The sequence below is a fragment of the Leptotrichia sp. oral taxon 417 genome (genome assembly GCF_013394865.1).
GTDB lineage: Bacteria > Fusobacteriota > Fusobacteriia > Fusobacteriales > Leptotrichiaceae > Leptotrichia > Leptotrichia wadei_A.
Genome location: NZ_JABXYV010000001.1, coordinates 1,504,637 through 1,519,170, shown reverse-complemented (window position 1 = coordinate 1,519,170; position 14,534 = coordinate 1,504,637). Strand labels below are relative to the sequence as shown.

Below are 14,534 nucleotides of genomic sequence, written 5' to 3'. Positions count from 1 at the left end.
ATTTAAGTTATATTTAAGAAAGTCAAATTTTTTATCGTAAATTTTTAAAATAAGGTTTTATGTAAAAGGGGGAGAAATAAATGGGGACAAGTGAAATAAATGAAATTGAAAATGGAAATAAAATGGAAAAGATAAATATTTTTGATTTAAAGGATTTATCTGAGAGAAAAGAAGTTGTAAAAATTTTGACTGAAAATGAGAATGTGAAAATTGAGAAAATTATTTCGACTGGACAAGTGACAGGTTGGCAGGAATCTGATAAAAATGAATTTGTAATTTTGATTCAGGGGAATGCTGAAATTGAATATTATAGAAATAGAAGCTGTGAAGATAAAAATTTTAATGCAAATGAAAATATAATAAAAAACATAAAAAATACTAATGATATGAAACTACAATTAGGAAAAGGAGATACAGTGCTAATAAAAAAGGGAGAAAGGCATAGAGTCAGTTATACAAGCAAGAACCCTTGCTGTATATGGATTTGTATCTTTTTTGATTAAAAATCTTAAATTTAATAATATTCTTCATTTAAATAAAGTAGAATTGTCATAAATGTTTTTAACAAAAGAATGATTTTTTTGGTAAATAAATAAAAATATAGTTAAATGGAGTTTAGTATAAAAAATTTAAAAAAAAGTAAAAGAAGGAGCAGTTATGATGTTATTTGTAATATTTGCATTAGTTGTCGTTATTGCGACAGGAATTCCTTATGTGAAAAAGGGAATTGAAAATAGGAAATTGATGAAAGAATATATGGAAGAACAAGGACTTGGGAAAAATGAGGCTATTGGAAAAGTAAGAGATGCCAAAACGACGAATGATAAAGTTATTGAAGGCTTGTTTTATTTATCACTTATAGCTCTTTTAGGAGGAGGATTTTATAATATTTATTTATATAATAATGAAAATTCAGATAATATGAGCGCTCAACAGCAATCTGAAGGGACAATGGCAAATATAACAACTGATCAGAATCAAAACCAAAACCAAAATCAGGATCAAAACCAGCAGGATCAGAATCGACAAAATCAAGGAACACCAGTTATTCAAAATAACATAATTTCAAACCCGAATGATGCGCAAGTTCAGGAAAATGTAAAAAGGGAGCAAGCTAGAATTGATAAAATGTTTGCAGATAGTGAAAGAAATACATCAAGCTTGATGGATATGTTAAAGAAAAGTTTTGAAAAAAAGGATACAGGCGAAGGAATTAGAAATGGCGAAAAGGCTTTGGACAATGTAAAAAAATCTAGTAACTTATTTAAAAATACAAAATGTAATCCAACTGGAGATGCGACATTTGACAAGGAATGTCCAAAATTACTTCAAAAGGGTAAAGAATTGTATTCTTCAAAACAAATTGATGTTGAAAAAATGCTTAGTGCATTGAAGGGCATTGAAAAGAGCATAAATGATGTTAAAAACAGCGAATTGGGACAACAGGCAGTTCAAGAAGGAAATAAATTATGGGACAGTCTTATGAAAAAAGTCGATGAGTTTCAAAAAAAGTAAAATAGACTTGTTTAGTTTATAATTTATAAAATTATTTCATATAATAAATTTTAAATATTAAAGTCTTAATAACTAAAATGATAAAAGGAATTTATTTTAACTGGTTTAAGGTAATTCCTTTTATTTTATAATAAAATTTTTGATTCTCTGTAAAATACTGGGAAATTAAAAGGTTTTTTTAGGAAAAAAAACAAAATTTTGACAAAAATGTGATGTATAATAGAAAAATAAATTAATAAGGTAATTAAATATAAAATATTTTAAGAATAGGAGGAAACGTTATGAAAATGAAAAGTTTAGGAAATGCAGTGCTTGGAGCTTTGATTATGCTAGTTGGGCTTGTGATATTGACAGAAAGTAAGGATAATCATATTGATATAAAAATTGCAGACAAGGGAAATCTGAGTGTAAATAATGTAAAAAATGTAACGACAGTAACTGAGAACAAAGGTTCAGGTAAAAAAGTAAAAGCTGTAGTTATTGAATTTGATAAGTCCATCAAAAATGAAAAATTGTCAAAAAATGCAGTTACAGTTACCCAAAAAAATATTTCTAAAAAAAATACAGAAGATAAAAATGATGAACCAATCGTTAATACAACTGAAACAAAAGTAAATAGAGAAGTTTCTAAAATATATACAAGTGATAAGATAGATGATGAAAATGTGGAAGCGAAAGATGGAAAATATTTGTATTTGGAATTAGCTGAAGATAAAGATTCTGATAATAAGACAGCTCAAAATGATATGGAAGATTTGAAAATCTCAGTTTCACAAAATAAAAAAAATTATTTTACAAATAATAGCAAAAGTTTTAATGTAAATAATAAATCTTAATTTCAAATATTAAATTGTAAAATAAAAAATATTTATTAAAATGGTGATTAAATGAAAAGTAAAAAAATGTTATTGATTTTAGCAGCAATTATATTTGTATTAAGCTGTTCCAATGAAAATAGTATCGAAAAGAGCAATATAAAAAAACAGAGTGCTGCTGAAAATATAAAAAATTCAAAAACAGAAAAGGAATATTTAAAAAGCATAAATTATTCAAATATAGCAGATAAGATGGCTCAGGATGAGATTAAGGAAAGCTTGGAAAATGCAGGGGTTGATTCTAATAATATAGATCTTTTTTTTGAAAGTGTAAATTACTATAATGAAGCGACTGAAAATAAAGATTTGATAAAGTCAGGATTTATTAATTCTAAAAATATAAATCCAATTTATGATGAAGTGGCGATACAGAAAATTTGGGACAAAAAGAATAAAAATTTTCCTGGATTTAACTGTCGGATAACAGCATTCACATTGATGAAAAATTATATAAAAATGGAAAAGCCAGTTGTAAAAACTGGGGAAATGCTTTTTATGGATATAGAATCATTGAAGAATATGCCGTTTAAGCTGTTTTCTCAAAATGAAGAGAATAAATTTATTAATTTATTTTCAGAAATTCCGACAAAGATGACTAAGGATGTGAGAGTTCATGCTGAAAATGTGAAAAATGCCTGGAAAGAGCGGGGAATTAAGTTTGATAAAAATAGTAAAATATCAATGATTTCTGTATTTTTCCATTTTAATGATGATCCTGAAGAAAATATCCTGTTTATAGGGCATGTTGGGATTTTAATTCCTGAAAAGGATGGAAAGTTATTGTTCGTTGAAAAATTGGCATTTCAACAGCCTTATCAGGTTTTAAAATTTAACAATCGGACAGAACTTAACGACTATTTGATGAATAAATATGATACTGCATGGGGACAGCCTGTGGCTAAGCCGTTTATTATGGAAAATGATGAATTGCTGAAGGAATACAGGACTAATCCAAATAATGGAAATTAGTAAAAGTAATTTAAATATTTAGAAAAAATAAAAAACTCGGAAAATAAGTTTATCTTCTGAGTTTTTTTGTTTTTTATATTATTTTTTTACTTTTCTTGTTTTTTTATCTTTTTTACCTTTAGAAGATTTATCTGATTTTTTACCAGATTTACCAGATTTTTTGTCAGAAGATTTTTTTCTTCCCTTTCTGTCTCTTCTTCTGTCTGATTTTTTACCAGATTTTTCTCCACCGCCGTTTCTACTTCCAGTAGCTTCTTCAACAAGCGGTTTTGCATCTTTTTTGGAATTCAAAGCTCTCATTATGTATTCTGCTTCTTGTAATGGCACTGTTATGAAAGAGTATTTATCCATAATTTTTACATCTTTTACTTTTCTTCCTGGAGTTTTTGCCTTTTTGTTTAATAAGTCAAGCAATCTTCCAACATTATAGCCGTCTTTACTTCCAAGAGCAATAAATAATCTTGTCTTATCATCAATTTTAACTTTTACATCTGTTATTTCATTATAGTTTTCAGGCAAGAATTCATCTTCATAAACGTGTCTTAATACAGAGGCTAGAACCTGCTTGGCATCTCTTCCATCCATAAGCCTTTGGGCAAGTTCTGAATATGTGTCAAAGTCGTTTTCCATTATAATTTCATCCACATAAGCAAGCAGCGCTTCTTTTTTAGCTTCTAAAATTTCTTCAACATTTGGAATATGTTCTCTTTTGATTTCTGTTTTTGTAATACGTTTAATTTGAGCAAGTTTGCTTGCTTCTCTTGGAGTTACGAAAGTTATTGCTACACCTTTTTGTCCAGCACGTCCTGTTCTTCCAATTCTGTGAACGTAAGATTCAGCTTCTTGCGGGATAGAGTAGTTTATAACATGTGTCAGGTTGCTTACATCAATTCCACGTGCAGCAACATCTGTCGCAACTAATATTGTCAATATTTTTTTCTTGAATAAATCAAGAGCTTTTTGTCTAAGAGCTTGAGTAATATCTCCGTGAATACATTCAGCATCATAGTTTCTAGCTTTCAATTTATTTGTAACATCATCAACTTCTGATTTTGTACGGCAGAATACAATTCCATAAAAATCTTGTTCATAATCTAAAACTCTGCACAATGCTTCAAACTTATCTTCTTGTTTAACTTCATAATAAATTTGTTCAGTCAAATTAGTTGTAAGTTCTTTTTTGGCAACTTTTAATAATTTATGTTCTGGCATAAATTTTTTAGCAATAGCCATAATTGCTTTTGGAATTGTAGCGGAAAAGAATAGCATTTTTTTCTCATCATTAGTTTTTTCCAAAATTGCTTCAATATCTTCTAAAAATCCCATGTTAAGCATTTCATCAGCTTCATCTAGAACAAAATAGTCTAGTTGATCAACTTTTAAGATTTTCTTTCTCATTAAGTCCATAACACGCCCAGGTGTTCCAACGACAATGTCAACTCCAGACTTTAATTTTTTTATTTGATTTTCAATAGAAGCTCCACCATAAACTGCAAGAACCTTTAAGTCCTTTTCACCCTTTAATGAATAAATTTCATCAGCAACTTGATTGGCAAGTTCTCTTGTCGGTGCTAAAATTAAGGCTCTAACTGTTTTATCCGCTTCAATTGTTTCTAAAATTGGGATACCAAATGCGGCAGTCTTTCCTGTTCCTGTTTGCGCCTGTCCTATTAAATGTGTTCTTTCCTTTAGTAATTCAGGGATTACCAGTTTTTGTATTTCACTTGGCTCCTCAAATCCTTTTTTACTCAAAGCATTAAGCATTTCTATACTTAATCCAAAATCTTCAAATTTTTGCATTATTTTTTATTTTACCTTCCTTTACTTTTATATTTTAATTTATACTTATTATTTAAAAAAATTTTTGTATATATTATTATACCATACTTTTACAGTTTTTGTACTTATTTTTAAAAATTATTTTTTATATAAAGTAACAGGAGAATTCTTTGTGGATATTTTAAGCAAAAAATTAAAAATTTTTTTAATAGTTTCAGGAATTATGGGCATTTTATTATAAAATACAAAATAAAAATAAAAATTTTAAAAAAAAGGCTTGCAAAATCTTCAAAAATGTATTATTATATTGTTAGCACTTAAAGTTATAGAGTGCTAAAATTTTCAAAATATAAATTCGGAAATTTTTATTTAAAAAAATATAAAAAGATGAAAATAAATGACTTTAGGAGGACAAAATGATAATTAAACCATTGGGAGAAAGAGTTTTAATAAAACAGACAGAACAGGAAGAAGTTACAAAAAGTGGAATCGTGTTGCCAGGGACTGCTTCTAAGGAAAAGCCGATAATAGGAGAAGTTTTGGCGATTGGGGCAAAAGTTGAGGATATTAAAGTTGGGAATAAAGTAATTTTTGAAAAATATTCTGGAACAGAAGTTAAAGATGGAGATGAAAGTTACTTGATTTTAGAAAAAGATAATGTTTTAGCAATTGTTGAATAATGAATTTGGTAAATCTAAAAATATAAATAATAAATTTCATAATAAAAAATTTACAAAATTTAGAAGGAGAAATTAAAAATGGGAAAAATAATAAAATTTAATGAAGATGCGAGAAAATCGCTTGAAGTTGGAGTAGATACATTGGCTGATGCCGTGAAAATTACACTTGGACCAAAAGGTAGAAATGTAGTGCTAGATAGAGGATTTGGAGCACCGATGATTACAAATGACGGTGTTACAATCGCAAAGGAAATTGAGCTTAAAGATCCGATTGAAAATCTTGGTGCGCAAATTGTGAAGGAAGTGGCTACAAAGTCTAATGACGTGGCTGGAGATGGAACAACTACTGCGACTGTACTGGCACAGGCTTTAATTAAGGAAGGGCTAAAAATGGTAGCTTCTGGAGCAAATCCTGTATTTATAAGACGTGGAATGGAAGTTGCTTCTAAAAAGGTAATTGAAGAACTTACAAAAAGAGCTAAAAAGGTTGAATCAAATGAAGAAATTGCACAAGTTGGGGCGATTTCAGCAGGAGATGTGGAAATTGGTCAATTAATCGCGCAAGCTATGGAAAAAGTTGGAGAATCTGGAGTTATTACTGTGGAAGAAGCTCGTTCTTTGGATACGACTTTAGAAGTTGTGGAAGGAATGCAGTTTGACAATGGATACTTATCACCTTATATGGTTTCAGATTCTGAAAGAATGGTTGTGGAAATGGATAATCCATTTATCTTGATTACAGATAAAAAGATTGCAAATATGAAAGAATTATTGCCAGTTTTGGAAAAGACAGTTGAAACTGGAAGACCGATGTTGATAATTGCAGAAGATGTGGAAGGTGAAGCACTTGCGACTCTTGTTGTAAATAAACTTCGTGGAACATTGAATGTGGCCGCTGTAAAAGCTCCTGCATTTGGAGATAGAAGAAAGGCTATGTTACAGGATATTGCAATTTTGACTGGTGGAGAAGTTATTTCTGAAGAAAAGGGAATAAAACTTGAAAATGCTGATATTAATTTATTAGGACAAGCTAAAAAGGTTAGAATTACTAAAGATAATACAGTTATCGTAGATGGATTGGGAGCAAAAGAAGAAATTCAAGCAAGAGTTGGGCAAATTAAGAATGCGATTGCTGAAACAACTTCTGATTATGACAAGGAAAAATTGCAGGAAAGACTTGCAAAATTATCTGGCGGAGTAGCTGTAATAAAAGTTGGGGCTGCGACTGAAACTGAAATGAAGGAAAGAAAATTGAGAATTGAAGATGCCTTAAATGCGACAAAAGCCGCTGTGGAAGAAGGAATCGTGCCAGGAGGAGGAACAATCTTAATTCAAATTGCAAAAGATATTGAAGACTTTAAATTGGAAGGCGAAGAAGGGCTTGGAGTGGAAATTGTGAAAAAAGCGCTATCTGCACCTCTTAGACAAATTGTTATCAATGCAGGAATTGATGCAGGCGTTGTAATTGAAAAAGTAAGAAATTCTGAAAATGGAATAGGATTTGACGCAGCAAAAGAAGAATATGTAGATATGGTAAAAGCTGGAATTATTGATCCAGCCAAAGTAACACGTTCTGCAATCCAAAATGCAGTTTCAGTATCTTCAGTATTATTGACAACAGAAGTTGCAGTTGGAAATGAAAAGGAAGAAGCACCAGCTGGTGGAATGCCAGGTGGAATGGGAATGCCAGGAATGATGTAATAATTTAGGTTATAATATTAAAAAATTGAGGTAGCGATTAAACTACCTCTTTCTTTTTTTACTTATTTTATTTTTTCCAAAATTTCCTTTACATTTTCCAAATTAATGCTTTTTCCGCTTTCCAAAAGTCTTTCTACGGCAATGTCAATTTCCTTTCCTTTAGCACCAGCAAGCAATGCCAGAGAACGAGCTTGCAATTTCATATGTCCATGCTGTATTCCAGTTGTAACGAGTGCCTTTATTGCAGCAAAATTTTGAGCAAGTCCAACAGAAGTGATAATACTTGCCAAAGTTTTCGCATTGGGATTCCCCAAAATATTAAATGCAGCTTTTACACTTGGATTTAGCCCTATTGAGCCGCCTACACTTGCAATCGGCATTGGAAGAGTAAGTTCGCCCTTTAATTTATTTTCGCTTTCATCAAAAGTCCAAGTTGTAAGTCCTTCATATTTGCTATTTTTTGCAGCAAAGGCATTTCCGCCAGCTTCAATCGCACGCCAGTCATTTCCAGTTGCAATTACCACAGCGTCAATTCCATTGAAAATTCCTTTATTATGAGTTGCTGCACGGTAAACATCAAGTTTTGCAAATTTGCTTGCAAGTTCGATTTTTTTTGCAGTTTCGATAGATGTTTCCATTGAGCTGCTAAGAAGTTTTATATTTACTTCACATTTAGCTTTTACGAGAGATTCAGTCGCATAATTTGATAAAATTGCCATTAGGCTTTTTCCATTCGTAATGTTTTCAAGCGGAGTTTTTATAGCCTCAAGCATTGTATTTAAAATATTCGCCCCCATAGCCTCCTTCACATCGGCAATCAGATAAACAACCAAAAATTCATCAATATTTCTAACTTCAATATCAATTGCACCGCCGCCACGTGCCACAATTGACGGATAAGCTTCATTTGCAATTTTCAAAAGTTCATTTTTATTTTTTAAAACTATTGAAATCGCATTGTCAAAGTCCAGAATCTCATACAATGCAACTTGCCCAATCATTTTTCTGTTCAAAATTTCTGTCGTAAAACCGCCAGATTTTCCAATAATTTTAGCTGCATAACTGCATCCGGCTACAACAGAAGGCTCTTCTGTAACCATCGGAACAGCATAGTCTTTTCCATCAACGATAAAATTTGGAGCAATGCTAAACGGTAAAGCAAATGTTCCAATTCCATTTTCAGCCATCTGATTTGAAGTTTCAAGCGGCAAGTTTTCGTTCTTTTTCAAAATTTGTTCAAATTCATCACTTAAAAAGCCATTTTCCTTTAACATCTGTATTCTTTCAAGCCGTTCCTTTTTTTGAAATCCAAGCCAGTTTAATTTTTTTATTTTTTCTTTATTTTCATTTTTCATAGTTTAAGATTAATTCCTTTCAGTCGCTTCATAATAATTTTAATTTATTCATTTAATTTTTTATAAACTCTTTTATGATTTTCAATTTTTGCAAGAACAAATGAATTATCACTTTCCTGAATAAATTTATTATTTGAAAAATCACAGTTTCCTTCCTCATCTAAAACTATTTTTTCAAAAAACATATTCTCATATTCTTCCATTGACAATTGTTTTCTATTTTCAAAGTCATTTAACCTATCACATCGCAAGTGATTTTTAAATCCCTCTACAAGAGTTAGATTAAAAAATTCACAAACAGCGCCACTTCCATAACTGTACATCCCAATTTTGTCACCACCATTTAAATTCACGCAATTTTCAAGCAATGACAGCAAACTTAGATAAAGAGAGCCAGTATAGATATTTCCAACTCGTTTTCCATAGATTATTGAAGCGTGAAATTTTTCTAGAAAGTCATTTTTTATTTCTTTTTCAATGTTTTTCTCTAAAATTGAATTAATTGCCTTTAATCCAAGTTTTGGAAATGGAAGATGAAAACAGAAGGCATCAAAATCATCTAAACTCTGACTATACCTTTTTTTATATTCTTCAAATGTCGTTGTAAGGCAGTCAAGATACTGCTTTGTTGAAAAATGTCCATCTACGTATGGAAAATCCGAGTAGTTTGGACGCCAAAAGTCCATTATGTCACGTGTCTGACATACGTTTTCATCATTTATTACGGCAATTGCTGGATCTTTTTTTATTAACATTGCTACACTTCCTGCACCTTGTGTAGATTCCCCAGGAGTGTCAATTCCATATCTTGCAATATCTGAAGCAATTACAAGAACGGAAGCATCATTATTTTTTTCAATATAATTTTTTGCAAAACTCAGTGCGGCAGTTGCACCATAGCAGGCTTCCTTAATTTCGATACATCGTGCAAATGGCTGAATATTCAATAAATGATGAATAAAAACAGCAGATGCCTTGCTTTGATCAACTCCAGATTCTGTCCCAACAATAACCATATCAATATTTTTTTTATCTTCTTCATCAAGAATCTGTGCAGCGGCAGAAGCCCCAAGAGATACAATATCCTCTGTAACTGTTGAAATGCTCATTTCACTTTGCATAAGCCCCTTTACAAACTTATTTTCATTTTCATTCCGTCCAAGTGCCAGATCCCGTATATCGAGAAAATATTTTGGCATTGCAAAACCAATTTTATCTATTCCAATTTTGATTTTTTCTTTTATTTCCTTAATTTTCATAAAATTTAGCCCTTTCTTTTTAATATTTTTTGAAAGAATCATTAAGTTTTATTATTAAATATAACTCTCATATATTGTACTATAAAAAAATTGAAATATCAACGGGTTATAAAAAAATATAACCTTAAAACTTTTATGACTAACTGTTTTTTGGTTATATTATATTCATAATTTTTATTTTAATTTCTTTTTTAATGAAATTTATTTTATTATAATTCTAATATTAATTTGAATTGTTCAAGGCATATTTTCTAATTGCTTTTGCTACGCCATCATTTTCATTGCTGTCAGTTTGATACTTTGCAGCCTTTTTGGCAAGTTCTGTACCATTTTCCATTGCAACACTGTAATTTGCATATTCAAACATTTCAATATCGTTATTTCCATCTCCAATTGCCATTATTTCTTCCTGCTTAATTCCCAGTTTTTTCGCAAGTTTTTTCAATCCAGTTCCTTTATTATTTCCCTTTGGCAGTATTTCATAAACATAAGGCTGGCTTAGCACACTGCTATATTTATCTTTTAAAATATTTTCATTTTCTTTTTGAAAATCTGCCATTATGTTAGGATTTCCAAGGAACATTATTTTTATTATTTTATGTTTTCCATTTTTTGCTTCTTTAAGACTTATATTTGTAATATCTGAAAAAACAAATCCAGCATCTGTAATAAGCTCATCTGTAGGTTTTCTGCCTATGTTGAAATAATAATAGTCATTTACCAAAGTAAAATTTATATCATAACCTTCAGAGAATTTATGTAAATAATCAATATCATCAGAAGTGAAATTTACTTGGTCAATCAGTTCCCAGTCTTTTGTTTTATGAATAGAGCAGCCGTTATTTAAAATAACATATCCTTCTGAATCAAGTTCTGATAATCCAAGTTCCTCATAAAATGGCAAAATTCCATATAAAGGTCTGCCAGTGCAAAGTACAATCTTTATTCCTGCTTCTACCGCTTCGTGAATAGCTTCCTTTTGTGCCTTGTCAATGTGTTTTTTTTCATTTAGCAAAGTTCCATCCATGTCAATTGCAATTAATTTTATCATTATTTATCCCTTCTTTCAAAAAAATATGCTTATCTAGCTTCTTAAAGTTATTAGTAAAACAGTTATGATTTATAAATTTAGTTTTTAAAATAATTTTATCATATACTCGAACCTATTTAAAATAGGACTGTTATTTAGGGTTTGAGTAAAATAGTCATAGCTTGAGTTCAGTTTTAAGGCAACTTTATTATAGTATATCTTAATTTAAAAAAATATTCAATAGCTTTAATAAAATTTCGTAAAATAAAAACCCCTGAAAACCAATGTTTCCAAGGGTATATAAAATAATACAAATACAATTATCTTTTTGAGAATTGTGGACTTCTTCTTGCTTTCTTTTTCCCGTATTTCTTTCTTTCAACCATTCTTGAATCTCTTGTTAAGAATCCTGCTTCTTTTAAAGCACCTCTTAATTCAGCGTCAGCTTCTAATAATGCTCTTGAAACACCGTGTCTGATAGCTCCTGCTTGACCTGTATTTCCTCCACCGTTTACATTAACTTTTACTCCAAATTTGTTTAAAGTTTCTGTTAATTCTAATGGTTGTTCTACGATTTTAGCTAAGATTTCTCTTCCACCAAAATATTCTCTCATATCTTTTCCGTTAATTGTCACTCCAGTTTCACCTGGTACTAATCTTACTCTTGCTACTGAAGTTTTTCTTCTTCCAGTTCCTAAATATTGAATTTTTTCTGCCACGAAAATTTACCTCCTATAACTCTATTCTTTCTGGTTTTTGTGCTGTATGTGCATGTTCAGATCCTGTGAATAATCTCAATCTGTTAATCATTTGGCTTCCTAATTTGTTTTTAGGTAACATTCTTTCTACAGCTTTTCTGATTACTTCAGTAGGTTGTTTTTGTAACATTTCTTCTAAACTTCTTACTTTCAATCCACCTGGATATCCACTATGTCTGTAATATTTCTTGTCTAATAATTTATTTCCAGTTACAGCGATTTTATCAGCGTTTAATACGATAACAAAATCTCCTCCGTCAACGTGCGGTGTGTAGCTTGGTTTATGTTTACCCATTAATCTTACTGCGATTTCAGTAGCTAATTTTCCAAGTACTTTTCCTTCTGCATCTATCTCATACCAGTTTCTTACAACTTCTTCTTTTTTTTGCATTACAGTGTATTTACTCACTTTGTTTCCTCCTGTTTTTATTCTCTAATATTTATAGAATAACGGTCCTTTGTGGGAAAGGCTCATATTAGTTAATTATATATTATTTTATCACACTTGTCAAGTGAATTTCCTTGATTTTTTACATAATTTTTCCTGCAATAAAGTAATTTATGTTATTTCTTACTTATAATAAAACTAACTTATAAACAAAACTTAAAGGCTATGGCTAGTTTACTAAAATCCTGAATTTATATAATTTTTTTATATTTTTTTTAAATAGGTTCGAGTATTAAGTAATAAATTTATTATAATAATTATAACTAAAACACATAGTGAGTTATGAGAAAAAAGTATTTGAAATTATAAAAGAGATTTGCTACAATTCTATCAGAAAGTTTTTAAAAAAATTAATTGAATAAATGTAGGAGGGAAAAATGGCATTAGAGAAAGTAAATTCTCCAAAAGATTTAAAAAAATTAAAAAGAGAAGAATTGATTGAATTAGTGGCTGATATAAGAAAAGCGTTATTAAATAGATTGACAAATTATTCTAAAGGAGGACATGTAGGTCCTAATTTTGGTGTGGTTGAAATAACAATTGCTTTGCATTATGTGTTTAATTCACCAATTGATAAAATTGTGTTTGATGTGTCGCATCAGGCTTATCCGCATAAAATTTTAACAGGGAGAAAAGATGGATTTCTTTATGAGGATAAATTTAAAACTGTTAATGGGTATACTGACCAAGATGAAAGTGAGCATGATTTCTTTAGAGTTGGACATACTTCAACATCGGTTAGTTTGGCGACAGGACTTGCAAAAGCTAGAGATTTGAGAGGTGCTAAAGAAAATATAATTGCATTGATTGGAGATGGTTCGTTAAGTGGAGGACTTGCTTATGAAGGATTGAGTAATGCTGCTGAACAAGGAGGAAATCTGATAATTATTGCGAATGATAATGATCAGTCAATTGCGGAAAATCATGGTGGATTGTATAAAAATTTAAGGGAATTGAGAGAAAGTAACGGTGAGGCACCAAACAATTTCTTTAAATCACTTGGTTTGGATTATAGATATGTGGCCGATGGACATGATATTAATAAATTGATTGAAGTATTTGAAGAAGTGAGAGATATTGATCATCCAATAGTTTTACATATTCATACAATAAAAGGAAAAGGATTGCCATATGCTGAAAAAGATAGAGAACCTTGGCATTATAATTCAAATTTTGATCCAAAAACAGGTGAACCAAAAACTAAACCTGAACCAAAAGAGGACTTTGGAACAATAACATTTGATTTCTTGACAGATAAAATGGAAAAAGATCCGACAGTTACATTTATTAATGCTGGTGTTCCTATGGGATTTGGATTTACAAAAGACAGAAGAGAAAAATTGGATAAATTGAGAAAACAATATGTTGATGTTGGAATTGCTGAAGAACATGCGACAACTTTTTCATCAGGAATGGCGACAAATGGTGCAAAACCAGTATTTGGTGTAATTAGTACTTTTATTCAAAGAACTTACGACCAAATATCTCATGATATTGCAATAAATAAAGCACCAACAGTTACTTTAGTATTTGGTGGAACATTAAAAGGTATGAACGATGTAACACATTTGGGATACTTTGACATACCAATGATTTCAAATATACCGAATATCGTGTATTTGGCACCAACTACAAAAGAAGAATACTTAGCAATGCTTGACTGGGCGATTGATCAAAATGAAAATCCAGTATTTATAAAAGTGCCTGGTGGAGCGGTTCAACATTCTGAAACTGATGTGGATAAAGATTATTCTAACTTGAATGGCTACAAAGTTGTGGAAAAAGGAAAAGATGTGGCGATTGTCGGATTGGGAGAATTTTTTGCGTTAGGTAAAGAAGTGAAGGAATTGTTGAAAGAAAAAGCTGGAATTGACGCAACATTAATAAATCCTAGATTTATAAGTGGTCTTGATGAAAATTTATTGAATGAATTGAAACAAAATCATAAATTAGTAGTTACATTGGAAAGTGGTCAAAAAGAAGGTGGATTTGGAACGAAAATTTCTAGTTTCTACGGTACTTCTGATGTGAAAGTACTTAATGTAGGTGCTAAAAAAGAATTTACTGATGAAGTTCCTTATGATGTATTTTTTGAGGAAAATAGACTTACAAAAGAGCAAATTGTTGAGGATATTTTAATGGCTATTAAATAATTTGAAATTTAA

Annotated in this window: 13 protein-coding genes; 7 read left to right on the top strand and 6 right to left on the bottom strand. The window is 30.4% G+C overall.

Translation table 11 applies throughout. The features are described 5' to 3' along the window. Positions 1-80 precede the first annotated feature (80 nt). From HW276_RS07005 to HW276_RS06990, 4 genes are all read left to right on the top strand, one after another. Complete coding sequence (locus HW276_RS07005) at positions 81-503, top strand: hypothetical protein (protein ID WP_218975001.1); 423 nt, start codon at positions 81-83, stop codon at positions 501-503. A 154-nt stretch (positions 504-657) separates the two neighbouring features. Then, positions 658-1,515 (top strand): hypothetical protein, encoded by an 858-nt coding sequence (locus HW276_RS07000; RefSeq protein WP_255460395.1) that lies wholly within the window; start codon positions 658-660, stop codon positions 1,513-1,515. A gap of 281 nt (positions 1,516-1,796) precedes the next feature. Further along, complete coding sequence (locus HW276_RS06995; RefSeq protein ID WP_178937934.1) at positions 1,797-2,351, top strand: hypothetical protein; 555 nt, start codon at positions 1,797-1,799, stop codon at positions 2,349-2,351. A gap of 51 nt (positions 2,352-2,402) precedes the next feature. After that, positions 2,403-3,359, top strand: coding sequence for a DUF4300 family protein (locus HW276_RS06990; protein WP_178937933.1), 957 nt, complete (start codon positions 2,403-2,405; stop codon positions 3,357-3,359). Between the two features lie 78 nt (positions 3,360-3,437). Here HW276_RS06990 and HW276_RS06985 read toward each other — a convergent pair whose 3' ends face one another. Beyond that, a complete protein-coding gene (locus HW276_RS06985; RefSeq protein ID WP_147003839.1) occupies positions 3,438-5,159 on the bottom strand; it encodes a DEAD/DEAH box helicase in 1,722 nt (573 codons plus the stop codon). 395 nt (positions 5,160-5,554) lie between these two features. On the opposite strand from HW276_RS06985, the gene HW276_RS06980 reads away from it, so the two are divergent. After that, the gene (locus HW276_RS06980; RefSeq protein WP_010129626.1) at positions 5,555-5,818 is read left to right on the top strand and encodes a co-chaperone GroES; all 264 of its coding nucleotides are present in this window, start codon (positions 5,555-5,557) and stop codon (positions 5,816-5,818) included. A gap of 78 nt (positions 5,819-5,896) precedes the next feature. Then, positions 5,897-7,519 carry a chaperonin GroEL gene (groL, locus tag HW276_RS06975; RefSeq protein ID WP_147003838.1) on the top strand — a complete coding sequence of 541 codons (1,623 nt, stop codon included), beginning with the start codon at positions 5,897-5,899 and terminating at the stop codon, positions 7,517-7,519. A gap of 62 nt (positions 7,520-7,581) precedes the next feature. Here the strand turns inward: groL and HW276_RS06970 are convergent, their stop codons facing one another. From HW276_RS06970 to rplM, 5 genes are all read right to left on the bottom strand, one after another. Beyond that, the gene (locus tag HW276_RS06970; RefSeq protein ID WP_178937932.1) at positions 7,582-8,874 is read right to left on the bottom strand and encodes a hydroxymethylglutaryl-CoA reductase, degradative; all 1,293 of its coding nucleotides are present in this window, start codon (positions 8,872-8,874) and stop codon (positions 7,582-7,584) included. A 44-nt stretch (positions 8,875-8,918) separates the two neighbouring features. Then, complete coding sequence (locus HW276_RS06965; RefSeq protein WP_255460393.1) at positions 8,919-10,133, bottom strand: hydroxymethylglutaryl-CoA synthase; 1,215 nt, start codon at positions 10,131-10,133, stop codon at positions 8,919-8,921. A 223-nt stretch (positions 10,134-10,356) separates the two neighbouring features. Then, positions 10,357-11,184: a Cof-type HAD-IIB family hydrolase gene (locus HW276_RS06960; RefSeq protein WP_060917544.1), complete on the bottom strand. Its 828-nt coding sequence runs from the start codon at positions 11,182-11,184 to the stop codon at positions 10,357-10,359. Between the two features lie 299 nt (positions 11,185-11,483). Next, the gene (rpsI, locus tag HW276_RS06955; protein ID WP_060917545.1) at positions 11,484-11,882 is read right to left on the bottom strand and encodes a 30S ribosomal protein S9; all 399 of its coding nucleotides are present in this window, start codon (positions 11,880-11,882) and stop codon (positions 11,484-11,486) included. A gap of 13 nt (positions 11,883-11,895) precedes the next feature. Beyond that, positions 11,896-12,330 (bottom strand): 50S ribosomal protein L13, encoded by a 435-nt coding sequence (gene rplM, locus HW276_RS06950; RefSeq protein ID WP_021746802.1) that lies wholly within the window; start codon positions 12,328-12,330, stop codon positions 11,896-11,898. Between the two features lie 416 nt (positions 12,331-12,746). On the opposite strand from rplM, the gene HW276_RS06945 reads away from it, so the two are divergent. Then, positions 12,747-14,522: a 1-deoxy-D-xylulose-5-phosphate synthase gene (locus tag HW276_RS06945; RefSeq protein ID WP_178937930.1), complete on the top strand. Its 1,776-nt coding sequence runs from the start codon at positions 12,747-12,749 to the stop codon at positions 14,520-14,522. Positions 14,523-14,534 lie beyond the last annotated feature (12 nt).

Coding starts and splice junctions, on each gene's coding strand:
- HW276_RS06945 (WP_178937930.1), top strand. CDS start 12,747: ATGGCATTAGAGAAAGTAAATTCTCCAAAAGATTTAAAAAAATTAAAA.
- HW276_RS07000 (WP_255460395.1), top strand. CDS start 658: ATGATGTTATTTGTAATATTTGCATTAGTTGTCGTTATTGCGACAGGA.
- HW276_RS07005 (WP_218975001.1), top strand. CDS start 81: ATGGGGACAAGTGAAATAAATGAAATTGAAAATGGAAATAAAATGGAA.
- HW276_RS06985 (WP_147003839.1), bottom strand. CDS start 5,159: ATGCAAAAATTTGAAGATTTTGGATTAAGTATAGAAATGCTTAATGCT.
- HW276_RS06960 (WP_060917544.1), bottom strand. CDS start 11,184: ATGATAAAATTAATTGCAATTGACATGGATGGAACTTTGCTAAATGAA.
- HW276_RS06995 (WP_178937934.1), top strand. CDS start 1,797: ATGAAAATGAAAAGTTTAGGAAATGCAGTGCTTGGAGCTTTGATTATG.
- groL (WP_147003838.1), top strand. CDS start 5,897: ATGGGAAAAATAATAAAATTTAATGAAGATGCGAGAAAATCGCTTGAA.
- HW276_RS06970 (WP_178937932.1), bottom strand. CDS start 8,874: ATGAAAAATGAAAATAAAGAAAAAATAAAAAAATTAAACTGGCTTGGA.
- HW276_RS06990 (WP_178937933.1), top strand. CDS start 2,403: ATGAAAAGTAAAAAAATGTTATTGATTTTAGCAGCAATTATATTTGTA.
- HW276_RS06965 (WP_255460393.1), bottom strand. CDS start 10,133: ATGAAAATTAAGGAAATAAAAGAAAAAATCAAAATTGGAATAGATAAA.
- HW276_RS06980 (WP_010129626.1), top strand. CDS start 5,555: ATGATAATTAAACCATTGGGAGAAAGAGTTTTAATAAAACAGACAGAA.